Source organism: Streptomyces sp. NPDC012935, assembly GCF_042900345.1.
In the GTDB taxonomy this organism is placed as follows: domain Bacteria; phylum Actinomycetota; class Actinomycetes; order Streptomycetales; family Streptomycetaceae; genus Streptomyces.
Map to the genome: position 1 here is coordinate 41,992 of NZ_JBIBBC010000013.1, position 22,959 is coordinate 64,950.

At 70.8% G+C, this 22,959-nt stretch carries 20 protein-coding genes and 1 pseudogene; 13 read left to right on the forward strand and 8 right to left on the reverse strand.

All coding sequences use genetic code 11. The features are described 5' to 3' along the window. Positions 1-53 precede the first annotated feature (53 nt). On the forward strand, positions 54-1,532 hold the full coding sequence (der, locus tag ACFY5C_RS27810) for a ribosome biogenesis GTPase Der (RefSeq protein ID WP_389448723.1): 1,479 nt from the start codon (positions 54-56) through the stop codon (positions 1,530-1,532). A 65-nt stretch (positions 1,533-1,597) separates the two neighbouring features. Here the strand turns inward: der and ACFY5C_RS27815 are convergent, their stop codons facing one another. Next, positions 1,598-1,951, reverse strand: a complete 354-nt coding sequence (locus tag ACFY5C_RS27815) for a hypothetical protein (RefSeq protein ID WP_389448725.1) — start codon at positions 1,949-1,951, stop codon at positions 1,598-1,600. 112 nt (positions 1,952-2,063) lie between these two features. Beyond that, entirely contained in the window at positions 2,064-2,846 is a 783-nt protein-coding gene (locus ACFY5C_RS27820; RefSeq protein WP_389448727.1) for a hypothetical protein, read from the reverse strand. Between the two features lie 540 nt (positions 2,847-3,386). Here ACFY5C_RS27820 and ACFY5C_RS27825 point away from each other — a divergent pair. Beyond that, entirely contained in the window at positions 3,387-4,070 is a 684-nt protein-coding gene (locus ACFY5C_RS27825) for a transglycosylase family protein (protein ID WP_389448730.1), read from the forward strand. Positions 4,071-4,186: 116 nt separating this feature from the next. Further along, positions 4,187-4,732: a transglycosylase family protein gene (locus ACFY5C_RS27830; protein ID WP_389448733.1), complete on the forward strand. Its 546-nt coding sequence runs from the start codon at positions 4,187-4,189 to the stop codon at positions 4,730-4,732. On the opposite strand, the gene ACFY5C_RS27835 is transcribed toward ACFY5C_RS27830, so the two are convergent. Genes ACFY5C_RS27835 through ACFY5C_RS27845 form a run of 3 tightly spaced genes read right to left on the reverse strand, consistent with a single transcriptional unit; the run spans position 4,668 to position 8,518 of the window. Next, positions 4,668-5,342, reverse strand: a complete 675-nt coding sequence (locus ACFY5C_RS27835; protein WP_389448736.1) for an ABC transporter ATP-binding protein — start codon at positions 5,340-5,342, stop codon at positions 4,668-4,670. The genes ACFY5C_RS27830 and ACFY5C_RS27835 overlap by 65 nt on opposite strands. Further along, complete coding sequence (locus ACFY5C_RS27840; RefSeq protein ID WP_389448738.1) at positions 5,339-8,029, reverse strand: ATP-binding cassette domain-containing protein; 2,691 nt, start codon at positions 8,027-8,029, stop codon at positions 5,339-5,341. The genes ACFY5C_RS27835 and ACFY5C_RS27840 overlap by 4 nt, the downstream gene beginning before the upstream one ends. Positions 8,030-8,041: 12 nt before the next feature. Then, positions 8,042-8,518, reverse strand: a complete 477-nt coding sequence (locus tag ACFY5C_RS27845; RefSeq protein WP_389448741.1) for a hypothetical protein — start codon at positions 8,516-8,518, stop codon at positions 8,042-8,044. A gap of 156 nt (positions 8,519-8,674) precedes the next feature. On the opposite strand from ACFY5C_RS27845, the gene ACFY5C_RS27850 reads away from it, so the two are divergent. The 4 genes from ACFY5C_RS27850 (at position 8,675) to ACFY5C_RS27865 (ending at position 12,047) form a co-directional block, all read left to right on the forward strand. Further along, on the forward strand, positions 8,675-9,256 hold the full coding sequence (locus ACFY5C_RS27850) for a hypothetical protein (RefSeq protein WP_389448744.1): 582 nt from the start codon (positions 8,675-8,677) through the stop codon (positions 9,254-9,256). Beyond that, a complete protein-coding gene (locus tag ACFY5C_RS27855; protein WP_389448747.1) occupies positions 9,231-10,526 on the forward strand; it encodes an ABC transporter substrate-binding protein in 1,296 nt (431 codons plus the stop codon). The genes ACFY5C_RS27850 and ACFY5C_RS27855 overlap by 26 nt, the downstream gene beginning before the upstream one ends. Positions 10,527-10,595: 69 nt before the next feature. Beyond that, positions 10,596-10,988, forward strand: a complete 393-nt coding sequence (locus ACFY5C_RS27860) for a hypothetical protein (protein WP_369270105.1) — start codon at positions 10,596-10,598, stop codon at positions 10,986-10,988. Positions 10,989-11,006: 18 nt separating this feature from the next. Continuing rightward, positions 11,007-12,047, forward strand: coding sequence for a helix-turn-helix transcriptional regulator (locus ACFY5C_RS27865; RefSeq protein ID WP_389448750.1), 1,041 nt, complete (start codon positions 11,007-11,009; stop codon positions 12,045-12,047). 40 nt (positions 12,048-12,087) lie between these two features. Here ACFY5C_RS27865 and ctaD read toward each other — a convergent pair. Next, positions 12,088-13,884 (reverse strand): annotated as a pseudogene (gene ctaD, locus ACFY5C_RS27870) (cytochrome c oxidase subunit I); the annotation flags it as partial. A 205-nt stretch (positions 13,885-14,089) separates the two neighbouring features. Between ctaD and ACFY5C_RS27875 the strand changes: the two are divergent. Beyond that, positions 14,090-14,305 (forward strand): I78 family peptidase inhibitor, encoded by a 216-nt coding sequence (locus ACFY5C_RS27875; RefSeq protein WP_362380911.1) that lies wholly within the window; start codon positions 14,090-14,092, stop codon positions 14,303-14,305. Positions 14,306-14,396: 91 nt separating this feature from the next. Here ACFY5C_RS27875 and ACFY5C_RS27880 read toward each other — a convergent pair whose 3' ends face one another. Beyond that, positions 14,397-15,434 (reverse strand): phosphatase PAP2 family protein, encoded by a 1,038-nt coding sequence (locus ACFY5C_RS27880; protein WP_389448753.1) that lies wholly within the window; start codon positions 15,432-15,434, stop codon positions 14,397-14,399. A 435-nt stretch (positions 15,435-15,869) separates the two neighbouring features. Between ACFY5C_RS27880 and ACFY5C_RS27885 the strand changes: the two genes are divergently transcribed. Further along, a complete protein-coding gene (locus ACFY5C_RS27885; RefSeq protein ID WP_389448756.1) occupies positions 15,870-17,471 on the forward strand; it encodes an MFS transporter in 1,602 nt (533 codons plus the stop codon). Positions 17,472-17,597: 126 nt separating this feature from the next. Continuing rightward, positions 17,598-18,788, forward strand: coding sequence for an acyl-CoA dehydrogenase family protein (locus ACFY5C_RS27890; RefSeq protein ID WP_389448759.1), 1,191 nt, complete (start codon positions 17,598-17,600; stop codon positions 18,786-18,788). Between the two features lie 37 nt (positions 18,789-18,825). On the opposite strand, the gene ACFY5C_RS27895 is transcribed toward ACFY5C_RS27890, so the two are convergent. Continuing rightward, a complete protein-coding gene (locus ACFY5C_RS27895; protein WP_328882623.1) occupies positions 18,826-19,263 on the reverse strand; it encodes a cell division protein SepF in 438 nt (145 codons plus the stop codon). 321 nt (positions 19,264-19,584) lie between these two features. On the opposite strand from ACFY5C_RS27895, the gene ACFY5C_RS27900 reads away from it, so the two are divergent. The 3 genes from ACFY5C_RS27900 (at position 19,585) to ACFY5C_RS27910 (ending at position 22,809) form a co-directional block, all read left to right on the forward strand. Next, positions 19,585-20,832 (forward strand): DUF5685 family protein, encoded by a 1,248-nt coding sequence (locus ACFY5C_RS27900; RefSeq protein ID WP_389448762.1) that lies wholly within the window; start codon positions 19,585-19,587, stop codon positions 20,830-20,832. A gap of 61 nt (positions 20,833-20,893) precedes the next feature. Next, positions 20,894-21,676, forward strand: coding sequence for a DUF1684 domain-containing protein (locus tag ACFY5C_RS27905; protein WP_389448765.1), 783 nt, complete (start codon positions 20,894-20,896; stop codon positions 21,674-21,676). Between the two features lie 227 nt (positions 21,677-21,903). Next, complete coding sequence (locus tag ACFY5C_RS27910) at positions 21,904-22,809, forward strand: S1 family peptidase (RefSeq protein WP_389448768.1); 906 nt, start codon at positions 21,904-21,906, stop codon at positions 22,807-22,809. Positions 22,810-22,959 lie beyond the last annotated feature (150 nt).

Here is a 22,959-nt window from a genome sequence, read left to right on the forward strand (position 1 = left end):
CGACAGCCGCGCGGTCCACCGATCACCACGATGAACGACGAGGTACGGACTTCATGAACGACCACATCCACTCCGAGGGCTCGCCCGACGGGCACGACCACGGAGAGCTTGGCGACGCCGAGTACGCGGAGTTCATGGAGCTCGCCGCGGAAGAGGGCTTCGACCTCGAGGACGTCGAGGGTGCCATCGAGGCGGCCGGTCACGGACCGCTGCCCGTCCTCGCCGTCGTCGGCCGGCCGAATGTCGGCAAGTCGACTCTCGTCAACCGCATCATCGGCCGTCGCGAGGCCGTCGTCGAGGACAAGCCCGGCGTCACCCGCGACCGCGTGACCTACGAGGCCGAGTGGGCCGGCCGCCGCTTCAAGGTCGTCGACACCGGCGGCTGGGAGCAGGACGTCCTCGGCATCGACGCCTCCGTGGCCGCCCAGGCCGAGTACGCGATCGAGGCCGCCGACGCCGTCGTCTTCGTCGTCGACGCCAAGGTGGGCGCCACCGACACCGACGAAGCCGTCGTACGACTGCTGCGCAAGGCCGGCAAGCCCGTGGTGCTCTGCGCCAACAAGGTGGACGGCCCCAGCGGTGAGGCCGACGCGACCTACCTGTGGTCCCTGGGCCTCGGCGAGCCGCACCCCGTCTCCGCACTGCACGGCCGCGGCACCGGTGACATGCTGGACTCCGTCCTGGAGGCCCTGCCGGACGCGCCCGAGCAGACCTTCGGCGGCGCCGGGATCGGCGGCCCCCGCCGTATCGCGCTCATCGGCCGCCCGAACGTCGGCAAGTCCTCCCTGCTGAACAAGGTGGCGGGCGAGGAGCGCGTCGTCGTCAACGAGCTGGCCGGCACCACCCGCGACCCGGTCGACGAGCTCATCGAACTCGGTGGCATCACCTGGAAGTTCGTCGACACGGCGGGCATCCGCAAGCGAGTCCACCTCCAGCAGGGCGCCGACTACTACGCCTCGCTGCGCACCGCTGCCGCCGTCGAGAAGGCCGAGGTGGCGGTCATCCTGATCGACGCCTCCGAGTCCATCTCGGTCCAGGACCAGCGCATCGTGACGATGGCCGTCGAGGCGGGCCGCGCGATGGTCATCGCCTACAACAAGTGGGACACCCTCGACGAGGAGCGCCGCTACTACCTGGAGCGGGAGATCGAGACCGAGTTCGGCCAGGTCGCCTGGGCGCCCCGGGTCAACGTCTCCGCGTCCACCGGCCGCCACATGGACAAGCTGGTCCCTGCGATCGAGACGGCCCTCGCGGGCTGGGAGACGCGGGTCCCCACCGGGCGGCTCAACGCCTTCCTCGGCGAGCTCGTCGCCGCCCACCCCCACCCGATCCGCGGCGGCAAGCAGCCCCGCATCCTGTTCGGCACGCAGGCCGGCACCAAGCCCCCGCGGTTCGTGCTCTTCGCCTCCGGCTTCATCGAGGCGGGCTATCGCCGCTTCATCGAGCGCCGGCTGCGCGAGGAGTTCGGCTTCGAGGGCACGCCGATCCACATCTCGGTGCGGGTGCGCGAGAAGCGCGGCAAGAAGAAGTAGCGGCAAGAGGTAAGCGAGCACACGTCAAAGGGGCGGCCCGTGAGGGCCGCCCCTTTGACGTGTGCTCAGCCTCTGCGCGCCGGCGGCAGCGCGGCCGGCACGTGATGCATCCCCGCGCCCTGCGGGCCGATGTGCCCGACCCGCTGCCACTGCGGCTGCTGGCCGTTGCTGCCGTGCCGGGCGCTGTGGGCCCCCGCGCTGTAGGCGCTGTACGAGCTGCTGAACGACCCCGGGCGGTGGCCGCCGTACGAGCCACTGCCGCGCTGCATGTTCCCGAACGCGACGAACCCCATGTCCTCCTCCCCGCTGCGATCACCCGGCAGCGAACGGAAGGACTTGACGTACTCGGCGTACAGCGCGTCGTAGATCGGCGTGGGCGATGAGCCGCCCTGGAGGCGGGGAACGTCGTATGCATGCACGTATGTCCAAACGACCCCGCGCTCGAAGGGATGCGGCCGGTGTGAAGGGTCGCGTGCTCATCGAAGGCGCGGGCGGCGCACTACCCGTACAGCCCGCTGCCGTCCGGCGTTCTCAGGTCCCGGCCAGCGGCAGGGCGGCCCCGACCAACTTCCCGTTGGCCGCCGCCTTGTCCAGCGCCCCCCGAAGCAGGTCCTCCCGAGGCTGGCGTCCGATGGAACCCACCGGCGCCGCGAACATCAGCACCTGCTGATGCTTGTTCGCCGCGGCCCGCCAACCGTCGGTCACCTGAAGAGGCTGATGCGCCTGCCACCACGCGACCGGCTGCCCGCCGGTCGGCCCCGGCTGCAGAACCGCGTGCAGCTGCCCCATGGCCAGCAGTACGGACCACCCGTGCAGCACCGGCGGCACATCGGCCAGCTCCGCCAGCGGCATGAACCCCTGCTCGATGAGCAGCGGCAGGAAGTCGTCGCCGGTGTCGAGCGCCCCGGGCCGCACGATGGGCCCGGTCGGCTCCACCACCAGGGCGGGGTGCAACTCCCCGGCGATCAGCACCAGTCCGCTGGTGACCCCGAGCACGGCCTGCTCCGGCACGATCGACTCCGGCTCCAGGTCGACCCGGTCGCCGGTGATGGACTTCACGGCGCCCTGCAACTGCTCCTCGGTGACCTGGACGACCTGGGAGGGCAGACAGGTGGCGTGGGCGAAGGCGAGGACGGCGGTCTCGTCCCCGATGAACAGGACGGTGCTGGTGCGCTCCTGTTCGGAGTCGCCCGGGGTGCGGCAGGAGGTGCAGTCGTAACTGCCCGGGGCGTTCTCTCCGGCGAGCAGCCGGTCGGCCTCTTCGTCGCCGATCTCGGCACGTACCTCGTCGCTGACGTCGAGCATGCGCGGCACGGGTGGCTCCCTCGGGATGTGGTGCGTGGCGGGGCCGGGTGGCTCCCGGCCCGTGAACCGGGCGGGTCCCGGGCTCATGAAGAAGACAACGGACGATCTGTGGCGGGAGTCACGCACAAGGGCGAACGGAATCGAACCATCCATCGCGCACCGTCACCCCCGGTGCGGAATTGCGCACTCACGGTCAACTGGAGGGAAATGCACAGTAGTTGGTTGCGTGGGGTGCGTCACAGATCGCAGGGGTGGTTGGTCGACAAATCCTGAAATCAGCGAATGAAGTGGGTGGCTGAAATTCGCCGATACCGGGGGTAACTGCGAACTGGCCTGGAGTGACGAGGAGTTGGTTGATGCCGACTGCTCGCTGTCCATAGATTCCTCGGCCGTGTGCAACGAGCACCGCTCGGGTACGTCCGCCGACCGCACCAACCAGCTTTGCAGCACCATCCTCGGGCGGACGGGGCGAGCGCTACTCACACGCCCGGTGGCGTGGGGAGTGGCGCACCGCCTTGAGGGGCCCCGGGTCCTTGGAGAGGGAACTACATGTCCGAATGTGCCGATACCACGCACGACAACGCTCGTAAGGCGCCGAAGGCTCCGAACGGGAGCCGGACTCGTACGACGGCGGTCCTCGCCGGGGCGGCACTGCTCGCCCCGCTCGGACTGCTGGCCGCGACCGGCAACGCCGCAGCGGCGGACAGTGGAGTGTGGGACCGCATCGCCCAGTGCGAGAGCGGCGGCAACTGGCACATCAACACCGGCAACGGCTACTACGGCGGACTGCAGTTCGCCGCCTCCACCTGGCGCGCCTACGGCGGTACGGCCTACGCGCCCACGGCCGACCAGGCGAGCAGGGACCAGCAGATCGCGGTGGCCACCAAGGTCCAGCGCGCGCAGGGCTGGGGCGCGTGGCCGACCTGTTCGGCGCGGGCCGGAGCATCCGGCAGCGCACCCGCGGCTTCCGCAGCCGGCTCGGGCGCCCCCGCCGCCAAGGCGGCCCCGTCGACTCCGGCGCAGACGTCGGAGGGTTCGGAAAGTTCGGAGCGTTCACCGGGACACACGAACCGCGACTCGTCCCGCGGTGACTACACCGTTCGTGAGGGCGACACGCTCAGCGGCATCGCCGCCCGGCACGGGACCACCTGGCGGCAGCTCCACGAGGCCAACAAGTCCGTCATCGGCGCCGATCCCAACCTCATCGTGCCCGGGCAGCGCATCGAACTCTGAGCGGCGCTCCCTGCCCACGCTCCGGTGCCCCGCCCGGTCCGCCGACCGGGTGGGGCACCGGTGTTCGTCGGACGCGCCGCGCGGGATGGCCGCAATCGGCTGCCTAGCGTGCTCATATGAAATGCACACCGCTCACGATCGTCCTGGCCGCCACGCTGTTCACAGCCGTCGCCCCGGGACCGACGCACGCAGCACAGGCAACACACGCAACGCGTCACATCCATACGGCGCCGCCCCGACCGGCCCCCGGACCGCCCCCCAAACCCGCGGCGCTCGCATGCGCCAAGGACCAGTGGCCGTGGGGCTGTGTCGCCAAGTGCGAGAGTGGCGGGAATTGGCACATCAACACCGGCAACGGCCACTACGGGGGGCTTCAGTTCTCGCAGAGCACCTGGGAGGGCTTCGGCGGGTCGAAGTACGCCCCGCGCGCGGATCTCGCCAGCCGCAAGGAGCAGATCGCCATCGCCCGGAAGGTCGTGGCTACTCAGGGGTGGGGAGCCTGGCCGCACTGCTCGAGACGGTACGGGCTCAAGGGCCGTATGGAGTTGCGCCGGCCCAGCGTCACGGACCGGCTGACCTCGAAGACATCCCAGCTCCTCAGGAAGGGGTCGACCCGGTTCGGTGCGCTGCACGGCGCTCCAGTTCGCCCGACTCGCCGCTGAACACGACCGCGCCGCGGCGCAGTTCGTAGACGAGGGCCGCCCGGTCGTGCAGTGCGGGCGGCACCCGTTGCTCGGCGACGACCACGCAGGCGTCGAGTTCGCTCAGGAGCTCGTACGTACGGGCCGCGACCGTGGGCGACATGCCCTGCGCGGGTTCGTCAACGAGCACGACACGCGCGTGTGCCAGCAGGGCGCGGGACAGGGCGAGCATGCGCTGCTCGCCGCCCGAGAGGGTGCCGGCGCGGCGTGCGAGGAGCGGTTCGAGCCGGGGGTAGGCGTCGAGGGCGACGTCGTACGACCGGGCTGCGAGTTCGAGGTTCTCGCGCACGGTGAGGGAGCCGAACACCGCCTGCCGCTCGGGGACCAGGCACAGTCCGCGGCGGGCCCTCTCGTACGCGGGCATCCGGGTCACGTCGGCGCCGTCCCACACCACTGCACCACCGGACAGGGGCACGGTTCCGGCCAGGGCGCGCAGCGCTGTCGTACGGCCGGATCCGTTCCGGCCCAGCAGGACGGTGAGGCCGGGGCCGGGGGCGGCGAGGGTGATGCCGTGCAGGGCCTCCAAGGGGCCGTAGCGCACGCGCGCGTGACGCAGGGAGATCGTCGTCATGCGGGGGCCTCCTGGGAGCCTGCCGCGTCGAGTACGCGGTGGGGAGGGCCGGAGGCGACGACGCGGCCCGCCGCCATGACGTGCACGGTGTCGGCGAGGCCGGCGACCAGGTCGAGGTCGTGCTCGACGACGAGCAGGGCGGTGCCGTCGGCGGCGAGTGCCTTCAGGACGCGGGCCAGTGCGGTGACCTCGGCGGTGTCGAGGCCGGCGGCGGGTTCGTCGAGCAGCAGCACGCGCGGGCTGCCCGCGAGGGCCCTGGCCAGTTCCACGCGTCTGAGTGTGCCGGTGGGGAGGTCTGCGGCCGGCAGGGCCCTGACCGGGCCGTCGAGGCCCAGGAGTCTGAGGGCCCGCTCCACGGCCGACGGGTCCCGGATCCGTCCCTGCTCCGCGCCTACGCGGACGTTCTCGGCCACGGTCAAGGAGGGGAAGACGGCCAGCTGCTGGAAGGTGCGGGCGATGCCGAGGCGGGTGCGGGCGTGGGCGGGGAGACCTGTGATGTCGCGGGTCCCGAGCAGGACTTGGCCGTGGGTGGGGCGGTGGGTGCCGGCCAGGCAGTGGAAAAGGGTGCTTTTTCCTGCTCCGTTGGGACCGACGATGGCGGTGACCTGGCCTGGGTGGACGGTGAGGGTGATGTCGTCCAGGGCGGTGAAGTTGTCGTAGCGGGCCTGGAGGTGGTGGGTGGTGAGTGCCGGTGCTTGGGCCGGTGCCGGCTGCGCCCGGTCCCTGTCCCGTGGGGTCTCCGTGGCCGCCGCATGCTCGTCCCGGCGTGTCGTTCCCACGACGCCTGACGCGGTCAGGCCCGTCAACGTCGGCCGAGATGGAGCGCCTTGCCCCACCGGACGCAATCGCCCGCGCACTGCCAGCCCCACCGCCGTCAGCCTCGCCCCGCGTCGCAGGCGCAGTTTTTCCGCCGTCGTCCGCAGTGCCTCGTACGGCCCCCCGGGGAAGCGGCCCACCAGTACCGCCAGGATGCCGATCAGGGCCGCCGCCACACCGCCGCGGGCCCCCGCGTCGAGGCCGACCAGGAGGGCTGCGGCGGCCAGCGCGCCGAGGGTGCTGTCGGCGCCCAGGACCATCACCGCGGCGAACCAGAGGAGGCCGCGGACGGGGTCGTAGGCGGCCGGGTCGAAGGCGCGCAGGCCCATGCCGAGCATTCCGCCGCCGAGGGCCGCCAGGGCGGCGCCCGAGACGAAGGCCAGGAGCTTGAGGGAGGGCACCTGGACGCCTGCCGCCGACGCCCCGGACTCGTGGTCCCGCATCGCCGCGAGGGCCCGGCCGGTGCGGCCGCGGCGCAGCAGCCAGGTCGTCAGCAGGGCCGCTGCGAGGAGGGCCAGTTCCAGGACGTAGTAGGCGCGGTCGCCCTCGAAGCCCGCCGGACGGCCGAGGGACAGACCCGAGATCGCGTACGGCTGGGCGAAGACGAAGCGGCTCACGCCGACGCCGCCCGCGAACGTCGCCAGCGCAAGCGCCAGTCCCCGGCGACTGATCGCCGGCCAGCCGGTGAGGAGGCCGAGAGGCGCCACCAGGACGACCGCCAGCGCGAGGGCCGCGAGTTCCGGCAGCTGGGGGAGGCCCGGGAAGCGGCCCGCCGCCAGCAGGGCCGTGAACAGCGCGCCGAGGCCCGCGTACGCCGCCTGCCCCAGGGAGATCTGGCCGCCGCGGCCCGTGACGACGACCAGGGAGAGCAGCACCACGCCCAGCGCCGGGACCTGCACCGACGTATGCAGGTCCGAGCCCGCGAAGCCCAGGGGGAGCAGGAAGAGGACCATCGCCACGATCCAGGCGCCCGGCGGGGTCGGCACGCGCGCGGTGGCGGAGCGGGGGAGCGCGTCGCGGGTGCCGACACGGGGGAGGGCCAGGGCCGCGATCAGCAGGGCGACGACGAAGAGGTTGGTGCTGACGGCCTGGAGGAGCGGGGCGCCCCAGCCCGTCGGGTGCAGCCGCGTCAGCTGGCTCTGCGCCACCCCGATCGCCAGCGCCGTCAGCACGGCGACCGGCAGGCTGCGCATCCGCGCGGCCACCGCGACCGCGACCACCTCCATGACCAGCAGCGGCAGGCCGTACGGGTCCAGGCGCACGTACGGGGCCAGCAGCACGCCCGTCAGGCCCGCCGTGAACGAGCCGAACGCCCAGCCCGCCGCCGCCACCCGGTCCGCGTCGATACCGCCGAGGACCGCCAGTTGACGGTCGTCGACCACGGCACGCAGTTCCCGGCCGAAGCGTGTCCAGCGGATCACCGCACCGACCCCGGCCGCCAGCAGCAGCGCCACCGTCAGCTGGCCCCAGGGCTCCGCCGACATCAGCTCCGGCGCGTCGTCCCGCGCCCCCTGGCCCCACAGCAGTACCGCCCCGCCCACCAGCAGTACGAAGACGCCGATGGACGCGACCAGGGTCTGCGCCGGGTTGCTGCCCAGGACCGCCAGCGGTCGGAAGACGAACCGTTCCAGCGCCATCCCGATGCCGGGCGCGAGCACCAGCAGCGTCACCGTCGCGCCCGCCCACAGCGGCCAGCCCCACTCCACCACGCACTGCCGCAGCGCATACGCGCACACCATCGCGATCGCCCCGTGCGCGAAGTTCAGCACGCCGGTCGCCCGGTACGTCACGACCAGGCCGATCCCGCTGAGCGCGGCGGCGCTGCCGACCGCCAGACCGGCCAGCGTGAGGTCGTACGTCAGGGAGGACATCGGGGGCGGACCTCAGCCGTCCGCTTCGGCGGGCTCACAGATCGGGCACGGACCCAGTTCGCCACCGCGCACCAGCTTCGCGTCGACCGGTACGGCCTCCGCCTTCCCGGCGACCAGCGGACAGTCCGCGCGATGCCAGAGGGTGCCGCCCGGCACCATCAGCAGGTCCCCGCTGACCGCTGCCGGTGCCGCGGCCGCGTGCCCGGACTCATCGGCGTCGGCCGGCTCCACGGCCACCAGAAGGCCGTACAGCTCCTCCACGCGCGCGGCGGCGAGCGCGCCCCGGCCGTGGGTCAGCAGCAGCGACCCGGCGATGATCAGCGCGGCGCCGGGGACCGTGCAGGACGCGAGATACGGCAGCTGCCGCTCGGCGAATCGCTCGCCGGAGACGCCGTACCAGCCGATGACGCACAGCACCGCGCCGGCCGCGAGCGCGGCCCAGCCGGCCCACAGGACGGGGTGCACGGTCCGCAGTCGGGCTGTCCGCATCGCTGGCTCCCACGCGTCGGGTTCGGGGGCACGCACACCGGGTTTCGGCGCATGTGCCTGTCCATGTCAGCCAATGGCTTGCACTATGCCTCCTGCAAGCTGACCCTGAAAGCACCGGGCGCACACGGCCCGGATCGACACCCGGCGGTGAGCCAGATGGTTCTCGGGAGCGACCTCAGGCGGAGCAACGCGGACAGGCGGCACGGCCAACGGGCGACGGGACGGGGGACCGCGGTAGCGGCGGCCCTGCTCCTTTTCCTCGCCCCGGCCCTGGCGGCCTGCAGCGACGACGAGGGAGGCGGCGGCAACGAGACGCCGCCGACGCCCACCGTCGAGCAGACCGAGCCGGCCGAGCAGTCGCCGGCCGCGACGGCGCCCGCCGACGTGGGGGCGGCGGAGACGGAGATCAAGCAGAACTGGCAGAAGTTCTTCGATCCGGCGACGCCCATGGAGGAAAAGCAGGCCGTCCTGGAGAACGGCGACCGGCTGGGTCCGGTCCTGCCGGCGTTCAGCGGTGACGAGCGCGGCGGGCAGGTCGAGGCGAAGGTCTCCAAGGTCGAGTTCACCTCGCCGACCGACGCGAACGTGACGTACGACCTGACGCTGAAGGGCGCGACCGCCCTGCCGGGCGCCTCCGGCACCGCCGTCGAACAGGACGGCACCTGGAAGGTGTCCGCGAAGACACTGTGCGCGCTGGTCCAGCTGAGCGGCAATGGCTCGCCGATCCCGGGGTGCTGAGGCGGCGATCGCCGTGCTGGTGCTGGCTCTGAGTACGGCGTGCGGCAGCAGACTGCCGGAGAGCGACTTCGAGCACCGCGACCGGGGCGGCCCCACCACGCCCGCGGGCGACCGCACGCCGATCCGCGTCGGCATCATCGCCAGCGCCACCAGCCCGGTCGGCGGCAACGCCTTCACCGGCCCGCGTGACGGCGCCAAGGCGTACTTCGACCGCCTCAACGCACGCGGCGGCATCGACGGCCACCGCGTCGAGGTGCGCGAATGCGACGACGGCGGCAGCGGCGTCGGCAACAACGAGTGCGTGCACAAGCTCATCGACGAGGAGAAGGTCGTCGCCCTGGTCGCCACCACCGCCCTGGACTACGCGGGCGCCTCCCGCGTCTCACGCGCACGCGTGCCCGACATCGGCGGCCAGCCCATCGGAGCCGCCTACGACACCTACCCGCACCTGTACGGCATCTACGGCAGCCTCGCGCCCCGCGACGGCACCACCGGCTGGGACGGCAAGCAGTACGGCGGCACCGAGGTCTACCGCTACTTCAAGCGCGAGCACGGCGCCCGCACGGCCGCCGTCGTCTCGTACAACCAGTCCGCGTCCGCCGCCTACGCCCGGCTCGTCGAGCGAGGGCTGAAGGCCGAGGGCTACAAGGTCGTGACCGAGCAGGTCGACTTCGCGCTGCCCAACTTCCGCGCGGTGGCGGCCGATCTGAAGGAGCAGGGCGCCGACCTCGTCTTCGACGCCATCGACACCCACGGCAACGCCCAGTTGTGCAAGGCGATGGACGACGTCGGCGCCGTGGTCACCGCCAAGGTCACGAACGTCCAGAACTGGACGTCCACCGTCGCCGAGGACCACAAGGACTCCCCGCGCTGCCGCAACGCCCTGTGGGCCACCGGATCGTCCCGCAATCACGAGGACACCGACCAGGCTGCCGTACGGGAGTTCATGGACGCCACCAAGGCGTTCAAGACGCACTCCCAGTGGCAGCTGGAAGGCTGGGCGGCAGCCATGTGGTTCACGGACGCGGCGAAGTCGTGCGCCGGAGAGGGCGTCACGCGCGCGTGCGTCGACGACTTCATGAACCGCAGCCAGGGCTACACCGCCGACGGCCTGCTGGTCCCGGTCCGGTTCGAGCGCCTGGCCGAGCCGCCGAAGACCCGCCGCACGTGTCTGTCCGTGGCCCGCTGGGAGGACGGCCGGGGCTGGGTCTCCCAAGGAGACATGAACAACACGTGCTTCGACGTCCCGCAGCTGTCGTACCAGCCGTGACGGGCAACCAAAAGGCGGTGTCGCCGGTCCAACCGACAGAGCCGAGAGCCGAGGGAGGAACCGCAGCGCATGACGCCCGTGTCGCAGGCAGTACCTCTGCGCGCCGACTGCATCGCGGATTCGGCGGGCGGGCTGACCTTTGACGTCACCGCGGTCGTGGCCACCGAGGCGGCCCACCTCGTGCTGCGCCACCGCGAGGGCGACGAGGAGGTCACCCTGCCCCTGACCCCGGCCACGACGGGCCGGCTGCGCGCCGCGCTCCCCAGCAGCGTGGCCCTGCCCGAGGGCCACTGGGACGCGTACGCCAGTGTGACGGAGGAGGAGTCGGACCATCGACTGGCGCCGGGTGACATGGACGTGCATCCCTCCGCCTCCCGGGTCCCGTACGAAACCCGGCAAGGCAACCTGAGCGTCGAATCCCGGGTGCCGGCAACGCTGTTAGGGGCACTCCCGAGCCCCTGAGCGAGGCAGAATCGGATCATGTTGGAGACCTCGGCAAGACTCCTGCGGCTGCTCTCCCTGCTTCAGGCCCACCGCGAGTGGTCCGGCGCCGACCTGGCCGACCGTCTCGGCGTCACCCCGCGCACGATCCGCCGGGACGTCGAGCGGCTGCGTGAGCTGGGCTACCCGGTCAACGCCAGCCCCGGCACCGGCGGCGGCTACCAGCTCGGTGCCGGTGCCGAGCTGCCGCCCCTGCTGCTGGACGACGACGAGGCGGTAGCCGTGGCCGTAGGGCTGCGCACGGCAGCGGGCCAGGGCATCGAGGGCATCGGTGAGACCTCGGTGCGGGCCCTGGCCAAGCTGGAGCAGGTCCTGCCGAACCGGCTGCGCCGCCGCGTGGGCGCCCTGAACGCGTTCACCGTGCCGATGCTGCGCGGCCCCCAGCCCTCCGCCGTCGACCCGGCCGTCCTGACCGAGCTCGCCAACCTCTGCCGGGACGCCGAACGCCTGCGCTTCGAGTACCGCGATCACGACGGCGCCCCCACCCGCCGTACCGTCGAGCCGCACCGCCTGGTGTGCAGCGAACGGCGCTGGTACCTGGTCGCCTGGGACCTCGACCGCGAGGACTGGCGTACGTTCCGCGTCGACCGCATCACCCCGAGGCCACCGCACGGCCCGCGCTTCACCCCGCGCACCCCGCCCGCGGAGGACCTCGCCGCCTACGTGTCCCAGGGCGTCTCCACGCGCGCGTACGCCTCGCACGCCGTCGTCCGGCTGCTGGTGCCCCTGGAGGAGGCCGCCGCGAGCATCTCGCCCACCACGGGGCAGCTGGAGGCGGACGGTCCCGACAGCTGCCTCCTGCGCACCGGCGCCGGGAGCCTGGACGTGATGGTGATCCACGTGATGCTGCTGGGCTTCGAGTTCGAGGTCGTGGAGCCGGACGAACTGGTCGAGGCGATCAGGACCGCTCAGAGTCGGCTTGCTCGCTCTTTGGCTCGGGCTGCGGAGCCTCCAACGCGTGCTCCGGGTGGTGCAGGTCGAACGCCGGGGACTCGGAGCGGATCTTCGGCAGCGCGTTGAAGTTGTGCCGCGGGGGTGGGCAGGAGGTGGCCCACTCCAGGGAGCGGCCGTAGCCCCAGGGGTCGTCGACCTCGACCTTCTTGCCGTACTTCGCGGTCTTCCAGACGTTGTAGAGGAACGGCAGCGTCGACATGCCGAGCAGGAAGGCACCGATCGTCGAGACCGTGTTCAGCGCCGTGAAGCCGTCGGCGGCGAGATAGTCGGCGTAGCGGCGCGGCATGCCCTCCGCGCCCAGCCAGTGCTGCACCAGGAAGGTGGTGTGGAAGCCGACGAAAAGCGTCCAGAAGTGGATCTTGCCCAGCCGCTCGTCGAGCATTTTCCCGGTGAACTTGGGCCACCAGAAGTGGAACCCGGCGAAGATCGCGAAGACGACGGTGCCGAAGACGACGTAGTGGAAGTGGGCCACGACGAAGTACGAGTCGGAGACGTGGAAGTCCATCGGCGGCGACGCCAGGATCACCCCGGTCAGCCCGCCGAACAGGAAGGTCACCAGGAAGCCGATGGACCACAGCATCGGCGTCTCGAAGGACAGCGAGCCCTTGATCATGGTCCCGGTCCAGTTGAAGAACTTCACACCGGTCGGCACCGCGATCAGGAAGCTCATGAAAGAGAAGAACGGCAGCAGTACCGCGCCCGTGACGAACATGTGGTGCGCCCACACCACGATCGACAGACCTGTGATCGCCATCGTCGCCCCGACCAGCGTCAGATAGCCGAACAACGGTTTGCGCGAGAAGACCGGGATGATCTCGCTGATGATGCCGAAGAACGGCAGCGCGATGATGTAGACCTCGGGATGCCCGAAGAACCAGAACAGGTGCTGCCACAGCAGCGCCCCGCCGCTGCCCGCCTCGAACACCACCGAGCCGAACCGCCGGTCCGCCTCCAGGACCAGCAGCGCGGCCGCGAGCACCGGGAACGCCATCAGGATCAGGATCGACGTGAACAGCGTGTTCCACACGAAGATCGGCATCCGGAACATCGTCATGCCGGGGGCGCGCATCCCGATGATCGTGGTGATGAAGTTGACCGCGCCGAGGATGGTGCCGAAGCCCGCCAGCGCGAGGCCCATGATCCACAGGTCGGGGCCGATGCCGGGTGAGCGCTCCAGACTGTTGAGCGGCGCGTAGGCGAACCAGCCGAACGAGGCGGGCCCGTCCGGCACGATCAGCGAGCCCATCACGATCAGGCCGCCGAACAGGAACAGCCAGTACGAGAACATGTTCAGCCGTGGGAAGGCCACGTCCGGGGCGCCGATCTGCAACGGCATCAGCTCGTTGGCGAAGCCCGCGAAGGTCGGGGTCGCGAAGAGCAGCAGCATGATCGTGCCGTGCATGGTGAACAGCTGGTTGAACTGCTCGTTGCTCAGGATCTGCATCCCGGGCCGGGCCAGTTCGGCCCGCATCAGCAGGGCCATGACACCGCCGGCCAGGAAGAACCCGAACGACGTGATCAGGTAGAGGTGCCCGATCTTCTTGTGGTCCGTGGTGGTCAGCCAGTCGACGACCACCCGGCCGCCCGGCTGTTTGCTCCGCATGGGCTGTGCGGTCGCCTGTGCGGTGTGCGTCCCCATCGCTCGCTCGCCCCTTCGCTCGTCGCGCCCCGGGCCCTCTGAAGCCCGCGCCGCACGCGCCGACGCGAGCTCACGCCATGATGCTCGCGTCAGCGGGGCTCCGACAGAGGGCGTACGGGGGTCCTGTGTCGGAACCATGTACTTTCTGTGCGGCACAGGCTCTGGCGGCCCGCGCTCCCGCTGCGGCAGCAGCCAATGCCGCTGCGGCGGGAATTGGAGTCCGCGGCAGTTCCCCGGGAACTTTTCCTCCGGGCTATTGGCCATGGCTTCGCGACACGCGGGAATTACGATCGAATGCCTGCGGAAGGCCTACGGAACCGCTCATCCGTGTGACACGGAGTGTCCGAAACGCTTGTCGTGGTTCTGTGACAAAAGCGTGACCCGAGAGGGACGTGTGACCTGGATGGCAACTGCAAAGGCCCCCGGTCCGCCCTGGCCCGATCCCGCGCGAAGGCTCTAGCGTGGCGGCATGGCACCCATTCCGAAACCCCCTGCCGAACCACAGGACAGCCCGGACACATATGTGGGCCTCGACGCCGACAGGGCCGAGCGACTGGCCCGTGACCGTGGGTGGTCGACGGTGCGTTCGCTGCCGCCCGGGGCGATCATCACCATGGAGTACCGCAGCGGCCGGATGAACTTCGAGGTGAAGGACGGCCAGGTGGCGCGGGCCTGGAAGGGCTGACGAACGTCGACGGCCCCGGTTCCTCACAGGAACCGGGGCCGTCGACGTGCGGGGGTGGTTGTGCGTACCGAACCCCGCTGTCCTGGGCCCGTCAGCCGCCTGTCAGGGGGCGGGCCGGCTGGGCCGGGCCGCGGGTGTTGCGCTCCGTGTGCGGCGGGCGGCGGCTGCCGGCCGGGGTGACGGGTGTGCGTTCCCCGCGGGCCGTGTGCGGGCCGGGGGCCAGGTAGGCGGGCGGGTGGACCGTCGTGCGGGGCGAGTGGGCCGGGGAGGCCGCCTCGCGTGCCACGGCCTCGTCGTCGACCGCGACGGGGCGCGGCTTGAGCAGCACCGGTGTCTCGACCGGGGTGGTCGGTACCGCCACCGTGCCGGCCCGGCGCTCGCGCCAGCGGTCGCGCAGGTCGAAGATCCAGGACTCGGACCGGGCGATCAGCGGCTCGAACCACGGCAGGGCGAGCAGGATCAGCAGGCCCGCGGCCCAGCCGAGCAGGACATCGCTCAGCCAGTGCGTACCGAGGTACACGGTGGACAGGCCGACGCCCAGCGAGGTCACCGCCGACAGGGCCGACAGCCAGCGGCGCGCTCTCGGGGTCGAGGCCAGATAGGCCAGGATTCCCCAGGTCACCACGGCGTTGGCGGTGTGGCCGCTGGGAAATATATCGCCGCCGAGCCACATCTCGTTGGAGCCGACGGTCGTCGCGTAGTGCGGGCCGAGGCGGCCCATGCCGAGCTTGGCGGCACCCACCGTGACGTTCAGCAGCAGCAGGGAGACGCCGAGCGCGAGCAGCGGGCGCAGCGTGTGCTGCCGCCAGGAACGCCAGCCCAGCCAGGCCGCGACCATCACGGCCGTCGGGCCGCGCTGGCCGAGGACCACGTAGTAGTCGACGATGGCGTGGATCTCGGCCCACTGCTGGTACGGGCGGAAGAACATGACCTGCCAGTCGAGCCGGACCAGCCACGAGGTGATGATGATGGCCCACACGATGGCCACGTAGAAGGCCAGGGTCGAGGTGAACAGCACGACCCTGTGCCGCGTCATCCGCGGCACATCGATGTGGGCCGGGCGTTCCGGCTCCCGGTCCAGCCTGGCGAAGACCCGGTCCAGACGGGTCAGCTTTCGTTCGGTACACACCCAATCGACGTTACAGCGAGTGAGCGCAGTTCAACGGCGATTCCACGGCTTTGTGATGACGATGTGATGTGGGATTCCTCTCAGGTGGGGGTTTATTTCCAAGGAATCCGTAATCACCGGGCGGTACATCCTTCAATTCCTTTGATCATTCTGTTGGTTCGTTTTTTACTGCTTATGAATTCGTTCACCGAATCATGGTGTGGAATTCCCCCGGAGCTCACCGCCCGGGGGTGGCGGATGTGGTGTACGCCACACGCGTTCGCGTGGAGTCTGAGAGGTCCGCCACTCGGCACCGACGCGGACTCGCGTACTCTGACGAGTCACTCGCCCTTCGTTGCGCGGGCCGGAGACCACCGCTCCTCTCCGGCCGAGTCACGGGGAGTCCCCACCCCGTGTGCCCCGCCGAGGGCGAGGGAACATCTGGGAGGTACGTACATGTCCGGGACGACCACGGCTGCCGCTGCGCTGCGCCGTCGGGCGGCCGGGGCCGGTGCCAACCGCTGGGTCGTCCTCGTCGTCCTCTGTGTCAGCCTGCTGCTCGTCGCGGTCGACGCGACCGTGCTGCACGTGGCGGTGCCGGCTGTCACCGAGGACCTCAGGCCCGGCGCGATAGAGCTGCTCTGGATCGTCGACATCTATCCACTGGTCTGCGCCTCGCTGCTGATCCTCTTCGGCACGCTCGGTGACCGGGTGGGCCGCAGACGGGTTCTGCTGCTGGGGTACGGCCTCTTCGGCGTCGCCTCCGGCCTCGCGGCCCTCGCGCACGACCCACAGGTTCTGATCCTGGCCCGCGCCCTGCTCGGGGTCGGCGGCGCGATGATCATGCCCGCGACCCTGTCGATCCTGCGCCAGGTCTTCCCCGACCGGCGCGAGCGGGCCCTCGCCATCGGCATCTGGAGCGCCGTCGCCGCCGTCGGCGCGGCGGTCGGGCCGCTGCTCGGCGGCTTCCTCCTGGAGCACTTCTGGTGGGGCTCGGTCTTCCTCGTCAACATCCCGCTGATGCTGGTCAGCCTTCCGGTGGGACGCCTGCTGCTGCCCGAGTCCAAGGGCGACGGCAAGGGTCCCTGGGACGTGGTCGGCGCGCTGCTCGCGGCGGGCGGGCTGTTCGGCATGGTGCTGGGCGTCAAGCGGCTCGGTGGCGGAGAGCCGGTGGGCAGCCTGTTCACCGTGGTGCCGCTGGTGGTCGGTGTGGTGCTGCTGGTGCTCTTCGTACGACGGCAGCGACGGCGGGCGTATCCACTGGTCGACCTCGGGATGTTCGCGCGGCCCGCGTTCAGTACGTCGGTCGGGTGCATCGTGCTGGCGATGCTCGCCCTCGTGGGGCTCGAGCTGATCGCCGCGCAGTATCTGCAACTGGTGCTGGGTCTGTCGCCACTGGAGACAGGGCTACGGCTGCTGCCTCTGACCTTCGCCGCGATGGCGGCCGGGCTGGCCGGCGCGCGGATGCTGCGGCGGTTCGGCCCGCGGCGCATGGTGTGCGCCGGGTTCTGCGTGACGGCTGTGGCGGTGCTGCTGCTCACGGCGATGGGCGGCGAGGACAACCCCGGCCTGCTGCTCTTCGGGTTCGTGCTGCTGGGCTTCGGGCTGGAGACGACGCTCTTCGGGGCGTACGAGTCGATGCTGAGCGAGGCTCCACAGGAGCAGGCCGGCGGGGCCGCGGCGATCGGCGAGACGTCGTACCAGCTGGGCGCCGGGATCGGTATCGCCCTGCTCGGCAGCGTGATGAACGCGGCGTACGCGCCGGGGCTGGCGGACGTGTCGGGAGTCCCGGCATCGTCCTCCACGGCCGCTTCGCACTCCCTGGGTGAGGCGTACGAGGTCGCTGCCCAGCTGGGCGGGTCGGCAGGGGTTGCCCTGCGCCATGCGGCGCAGAACGCCTTCGTGCACGGGCTGCATGTGACGCTGCTGGTGAGTGCGGGGCTGCTGCTGCTGGGCGCGGTGATGGCGTTGCGGTTGCCGCGGGTCATGCAGTGCGACGCGCCGACCGTGGAGCTGCCCAAGCCGAGGGAAGTCGCGGAGTCCCGCGTCTCCGCCTGACCCGCCTTCTCCCCTGTCGGCTGCCGTGACCGGGAGTCGTACTGGACGTGCACCGCACCGCGTCGTAGCGTCAGGGCCGAGCCGTGACTAGCGGCGCTAGTTTTAGTCGTTGCCGGAGGGTGTCCCATGTCCGCGTCCTCGAAGTTGCCCCCGTTCGACCCCGCCGACCCCCTCGGCATCGACGACCTCCTGGAGCCCGAGGATCTGGCGATTCGCAGCACCGTGCGGCAGTGGGCCGCGGATCGGGTGCTGCCGTACGTCGCCGACTGGTACGAGAAGGGTGAGCTGCCGGAGATTCGTGAGCTCGCCCGGGAGCTCGGGGAGATCGGTGCGCTCGGGATGTCCCTGAGCGGCTACGGGTGCGCCGGAGCCTCCGCCGTGCAGTACGGGCTCGCCTGTCTGGAACTGGAGGCCGCCGACTCCGGCATCCGGTCCCTCGTCTCCGTGCAGGGATCCCTGGCCATGTACGCCATCCACCGGTTCGGCAGCGAGGAGCACAAGCAGCAGTGGCTGCCGCGCATGGCCTCCGGCGAGGTCATCGGGTGCTTCGGACTGACCGAGCCGGACCACGGGTCCGACCCGGCGTCCATGCGGACCTACGCCAAGCGTGACGGGTCCGACTGGGTGCTCACCGGGCGCAAGATGTGGATCACCAACGGGTCCGTCTCCGGCGTCGCCGTCGTGTGGGCGCAGACCGACGAGGGGATCCGCGGGTTCGTCGTGCCGACCGACAGCGCCGGGTTCTCCGCTCCGGAGATCAAGCACAAGCTGTCGCTGCGCGCCTCCGTCACCAGTGAGCTGGTCATGGACGACGTACGGCTGCCGGCCGATGCGGTGCTTCCCGATGTCGTCGGGCTGAAGGGGCCGCTCAGCTGTCTCTCGCACGCCAGGTACGGGATCGTGTGGGGGGCCATGGGTGCGGCGCGGTCCTGTTTCGAGGCCGCTGTCGACTACTCGAAGTCGCGGGAGCAGTTCGGCCGGCCGATCGGGGGCTTCCAGCTCACCCAGGCCAAGCTCGCCGACATGGCGCTCGAACTGCACAAGGGGATTCTGCTCGCCCATCATCTGGGGCGGCGCATGGACGCCGGCCGCCTGCGTCCCGAACAGGTCAGCTTCGGCAAGCTCAACAACGTCCGCGAGGCCATCGACATCTGCCGTACGTCGCGGACGATCCTCGGTGCCAACGGGATCTCGCTCGAATACCCCGTGATGCGGCACGCGACCAACCTCGAATCGGTGCTCACCTATGAGGGCACCGTCGAGATGCACCAGCTCGTGCTGGGCAAGGCTCTCACCGGGCTCGACGCCTTCCGCTGAACCCCACCAGCGGGCAGGGCCGATGAGCGGCCCTGCCTCAGCTCTGGTTGTAGAAGCCGTCCGAACGGTGTGCCGACGCCTCCCCGCTGATGATCTCCGTGTCGGCCGGAGTCAGCAGGAACACGCGGTTGGACACGCGGTCGATCGAACCGCGCAGACCGAAGATGAGCCCCGCCGCGAAGTCGACGACACGCTTGGCGTCGGCGGGCTCCATGGCCGTGAGGTTCATGATGACCGGGACCCCGTCCCGGAACAGCTCGCCGATGGCGCGGGCGTCCCGGAAGCTGTCCGGGGTGACCGTGCCGATCCGGCGGCCCTTCTCCTCGGCGACGTCCGTGGCCACCTTGACCCTCGGGTCGGTGACCCAGGCATCCCCGGGCTCGGTCCCTTCGGAGTAGTCGTCGTCGTAGTAACGCTCGTCATCGTTGTCGTCAACGAGGCCCAGCCAGGCACTCGCCTTGCGCACCGATCCCATGGACGCCTCCTCTCACAGCGGTCTTCTTACATTCCGCATCCCTATGGTCATCCATGATGCGGACGTCGCGCCAAGTGGATAGACGCCGCGCGGGGGGTTTGTGACGGTACTGGTGCACAGCGAATACGTCGAGAGTCCGTGTCCCCCAAGGGGCATGCCACGTACGGCTGCTGACTGTGAGTGAAATATGATTCTTCACGGCGTATGGGTGATGCGGGGTGCGTACGGGTGAACGAGTCGGCCATGGCGATCTGTGCCACGGTCGGTACGATGCGGCAGCTCAGCGTCGTCGCAGCGTCGCAAGAACCACGGGGGAGCATCGTGTTCGGAATCGTCAGGCCCTGTCGTCATCGGCTCGGAGACAAGCTCACCGGTCAATGGATGGCGCATTTGTGCGGGTTGTGCCTCTCGTTGCGTGGGGACCACGGTCAGTTCGCGCGGATCGTTACGAACTACGACGGTCTCCTTATCTCCGTTCTGACAGAAGCTCAAGCCGAAAAGAACAGCGGAATGCGGCGTACCGCCGGACCGTGCCCCCTGCGCGGGATGCGCACCGCGTCCGTGGCGCAGGGTGAGGGCGCCCGGCTCGCCGCCGCCGTCTCGCTGGTGCTGGCCTCGGCCAAGGTGCGTGACCATGTGGCCGACGGGGACGGGCTGCTGGCCCGCAGGCCGCTGGCGCTCGCCGCTCGCCGGGTGGCCACCGGGTGGGGGGCCGCGGGTGCGCGCAGCGGCTCGGCCGTCGGGTTCGACACCGCCGTACTGGTCGACGCCGTGGACCGGCAGGTCGGCATCGAGGCGCTCGCCGGGCCCGGGACGCCGATCCTCGCGGTCACCGAACCGACCGAGACGGCGACCGCCGCCGCCTTCGCCCACACCGCGATCCTGGCCGGACGGCCGGACAACGCCGAACCGCTCGCCGAGGCCGGGCGCCTCTTCGGCCGGCTGGCGCATCTCCTGGACGCCGTGGAGGACCAGGCGGCCGACGCCGCGGCGGGTGCGTGGAACCCGCTGACGGCCACGGGGACCTCGCTCGCCGAGGCGCGGCGGCTCGCCGACGACGCCGTGCACGGGGTGCGGCTGGCGCTGCGCGAGACCGAGTTCTGCGACGCGGGACTCGCACACCTGCTGCTCGTGCACGAGCTGCGGCGCTCGGTGGACCGGGCGTTCGGCACGGTGCCGGCCTGTGGGTCCCATCAGCCGGGGCCGTACGGTCAGCCGCATCAGCAAGGGCAGGGGCATGGCCCGTACGGGGCGCCGCAGAATCCGTACGGCGGGCAGAACCCGTACGCGGGCGGGATTCCGTACGCCGGTGGCGGGGGAGCACCCGGCGGTGGCGGCGGTGGCGGCGGTGGCGGTGACTTCGGTGGGTTCGGTGGTGGGCCGGCGCCCCAGCCACGGGGGCGGCGTGGGTTCTGGGCCGGCTGCGGGATGTTCTGGCTGCTGTGCTGCACCTGCAAGCTGTGCTGCGCGAAGGAGTACGAGGGCCCGTGGTCCCGTAAGAAGCGCGAGGGCTGCTGCCGTGACTGCGACTGTGACTGCGGCGACTGCTGCCCCTGCGACGGCTGCTAGGTATCAGGGCTCCGGCGGCCCGATATCGGAAATTTGGTCCCGGTATGGAAGGGTTGACGGCATGACCCCGGACTCGGTCGACGCCTGGCAGCAGTGGCACGAGCACCGCGTCGCGTCGGTTTCGGCGCCCTACGGGCCGCTCGCGCTGACCGGGACCCACTGGCTGGAGGACTGTCCGGAGAGGCGACTTCCGGACATCCCCGGGGGATGGGCCGCCGACGGTGACGAGGTCGTCCTCACGGCCGCCGAGGGGGACGGGCTGACCTTGGACGGGCAGCCCTTCGACGGTGTGGTCAGGCTCGTGGCCGATACAGGCTCGCCGAGCGGGGCGCGCGTGGCGTACGGGGAGCGCCGGCTGGTTGTGTTGAGGCGCGACGGGGCGTGGGGCGTACGCGACTTCGACCCCGCCTCCGAGGCGCGCCGGGTGTTCCGGGGCATCGAGGCCACACCGTACGATCCGCGCTGGTCGGCGCCGGGGCACTTCACGCCGTACGGCGAGGACCGGACCGTGCGGGTCGAGAACGTCGACGGGCGCCGGCGCGGTCTCGGACTCGGCGGAAAACTGGCGTTCGCCCTGGACGGGCAGGAGTTCACGCTTCAGGTCACCGTCGAGGGCGACGGCTCGCTGTGGGCCGTCTTCGCCGACGTGACCAGCGGTGACAGCAGTTACCGCTTCCGGTTCCTGCGGCCCGCCGCGCCCGACGCCGACGGCCGTACGACGGTCGACTTCAACCGTGCCCTGCTGCCACCGTGCGCCTTCGCCGACCACTTCGTGTGCCCCTTCCCGCCACCGGGGAACACCCTCGGACTCGCGATCCCGGCGGGGGAGCGCAACCTGCGCTGAGGTAGCGAGAGCGGGCTGACCGGGACAGGGACGGTCAACTCGCACAGATCGTTCAAAGATTGACGGCCGAAAGGCGCCCTTGCGGCTACCCGCCGTTCGGCCGAATACTCCCCCTCAGCGCTTGTCAGGGGCACGGCATGTTCGGAATCCGGACATCCTGCCGTTGGCTGCGCCTCACGGGCCCCGACCCCACGCGGGCCCCCGACTTCCCTTGGAGGGAACGAAACGTGAGGATCGAGCGCACCACCCCCCGCAGTGGCATTGCGAGACGGACCCGGCTGATCGCCGTATCCACCGGCCTCGTGGCTGCAGCCGCGATCGCGATCCCCAACGCGACCGCCGCGGAGATCCCTGAAACCTTCAGCGCCGCCCAGCTCAAGAGCGCCAGCGGCTCCGTGCTGAAGGCCGACATCCCGGGCACCGCCTGGGCCGTCGACAGCAAGACCAACCGCGTCACGGTGACCGTGGACTCCACGGTCTCGCAGGCGGAGATAGCGAAGATCAAGGAGCAGGCCGGCGCCAACGCCGACGCGCTCACGATCAAGCGCACCGCCGGCAAGTTCAGCAAGTTCATCCAGGGCGGCGACGCCATCTATGCGAGTAGCTGGCGCTGCTCGCTCGGCTTCAACGTCCAGGACAGCAGCGGCAACCAGTACTTCCTGACCGCCGGCCACTGCACCGACGGTGCGGGCACCTGGTACTCCAACTCCGGCCGCACCAACGTCATCGGCTCGACCGCCGGCTCCAGCTTCCCGGGCAACGACTACGGCATCGTGCGGTACTCCGGTTCCGTCAGCCGGCCCGGCACCGCGAACGGCGTGGACATCACCCGCGCGGCCACGCCGAGCGTGGGTACCACCGTCATCCGTGACGGCTCCACCACCGGCACGCACAGCGGCCGGGTCACCGCCCTCAACGCGACCGTCAACTACGGCGGCGGCGACGTCGTCGGCGGCCTGATCCAGACCACCGTCTGCGCCGAGCCCGGCGACTCCGGCGGTTCGCTCTACGGCAGCAACGGCACCGCGTACGGTCTGACCTCCGGCGGCAGCGGCAACTGCTCCTCCGGCGGCACGACGTTCTTCCAGCCGGTGACCGAGGCCCTCAGCGCGTACGGCGTCAGCGTCTACTGACACCTCGGTTCGGCCTGAACAGCAGCCGGCAGCAGGCGAGCCCCCGCACGCAAGTGTCGTGCGGGGGCTCGCCCTTGTTCGCGTGCCGGGGTTACCGTCGATGCGCAGGCAGTTCTCCCCTGTAGTGCGCCCACGTCGGACCCTGGGGGT

Excerpts from the sequence above, each read along its gene's own strand:
- der (WP_389448723.1), top strand. The coding sequence starts at position 54 with ATGAACGACCACATCCACTCCGAGGGCTCGCCCGACGGGCACGACCAC.
- ACFY5C_RS27825 (WP_389448730.1), top strand. The coding sequence starts at position 3,387 with ATGTCCGAATGTGCCGATACCACGCACGACAACGCTCGTAAGGCGCCG.
- ACFY5C_RS27830 (WP_389448733.1), top strand. The coding sequence starts at position 4,187 with ATGAAATGCACACCGCTCACGATCGTCCTGGCCGCCACGCTGTTCACA.
- ACFY5C_RS27835 (WP_389448736.1), bottom strand. The coding sequence starts at position 5,342 with ATGACGACGATCTCCCTGCGTCACGCGCGCGTGCGCTACGGCCCCTTG.
- ACFY5C_RS27840 (WP_389448738.1), bottom strand. The coding sequence starts at position 8,029 with ATGTCCTCCCTGACGTACGACCTCACGCTGGCCGGTCTGGCGGTCGGC.
- ACFY5C_RS27845 (WP_389448741.1), bottom strand. The coding sequence starts at position 8,518 with ATGCGGACAGCCCGACTGCGGACCGTGCACCCCGTCCTGTGGGCCGGC.
- ACFY5C_RS27850 (WP_389448744.1), top strand. The coding sequence starts at position 8,675 with ATGGTTCTCGGGAGCGACCTCAGGCGGAGCAACGCGGACAGGCGGCAC.
- ACFY5C_RS27855 (WP_389448747.1), top strand. The coding sequence starts at position 9,231 with ATGGCTCGCCGATCCCGGGGTGCTGAGGCGGCGATCGCCGTGCTGGTG.
- ACFY5C_RS27860 (WP_369270105.1), top strand. The coding sequence starts at position 10,596 with ATGACGCCCGTGTCGCAGGCAGTACCTCTGCGCGCCGACTGCATCGCG.
- ACFY5C_RS27865 (WP_389448750.1), top strand. The coding sequence starts at position 11,007 with ATGTTGGAGACCTCGGCAAGACTCCTGCGGCTGCTCTCCCTGCTTCAG.
- ACFY5C_RS27875 (WP_362380911.1), top strand. The coding sequence starts at position 14,090 with ATGGCACCCATTCCGAAACCCCCTGCCGAACCACAGGACAGCCCGGAC.
- ACFY5C_RS27885 (WP_389448756.1), top strand. The coding sequence starts at position 15,870 with ATGTCCGGGACGACCACGGCTGCCGCTGCGCTGCGCCGTCGGGCGGCC.
- ACFY5C_RS27890 (WP_389448759.1), top strand. The coding sequence starts at position 17,598 with ATGTCCGCGTCCTCGAAGTTGCCCCCGTTCGACCCCGCCGACCCCCTC.
- ACFY5C_RS27895 (WP_328882623.1), bottom strand. The coding sequence starts at position 19,263 with ATGGGATCGGTGCGCAAGGCGAGTGCCTGGCTGGGCCTCGTTGACGAC.
- ACFY5C_RS27905 (WP_389448765.1), top strand. The coding sequence starts at position 20,894 with ATGACCCCGGACTCGGTCGACGCCTGGCAGCAGTGGCACGAGCACCGC.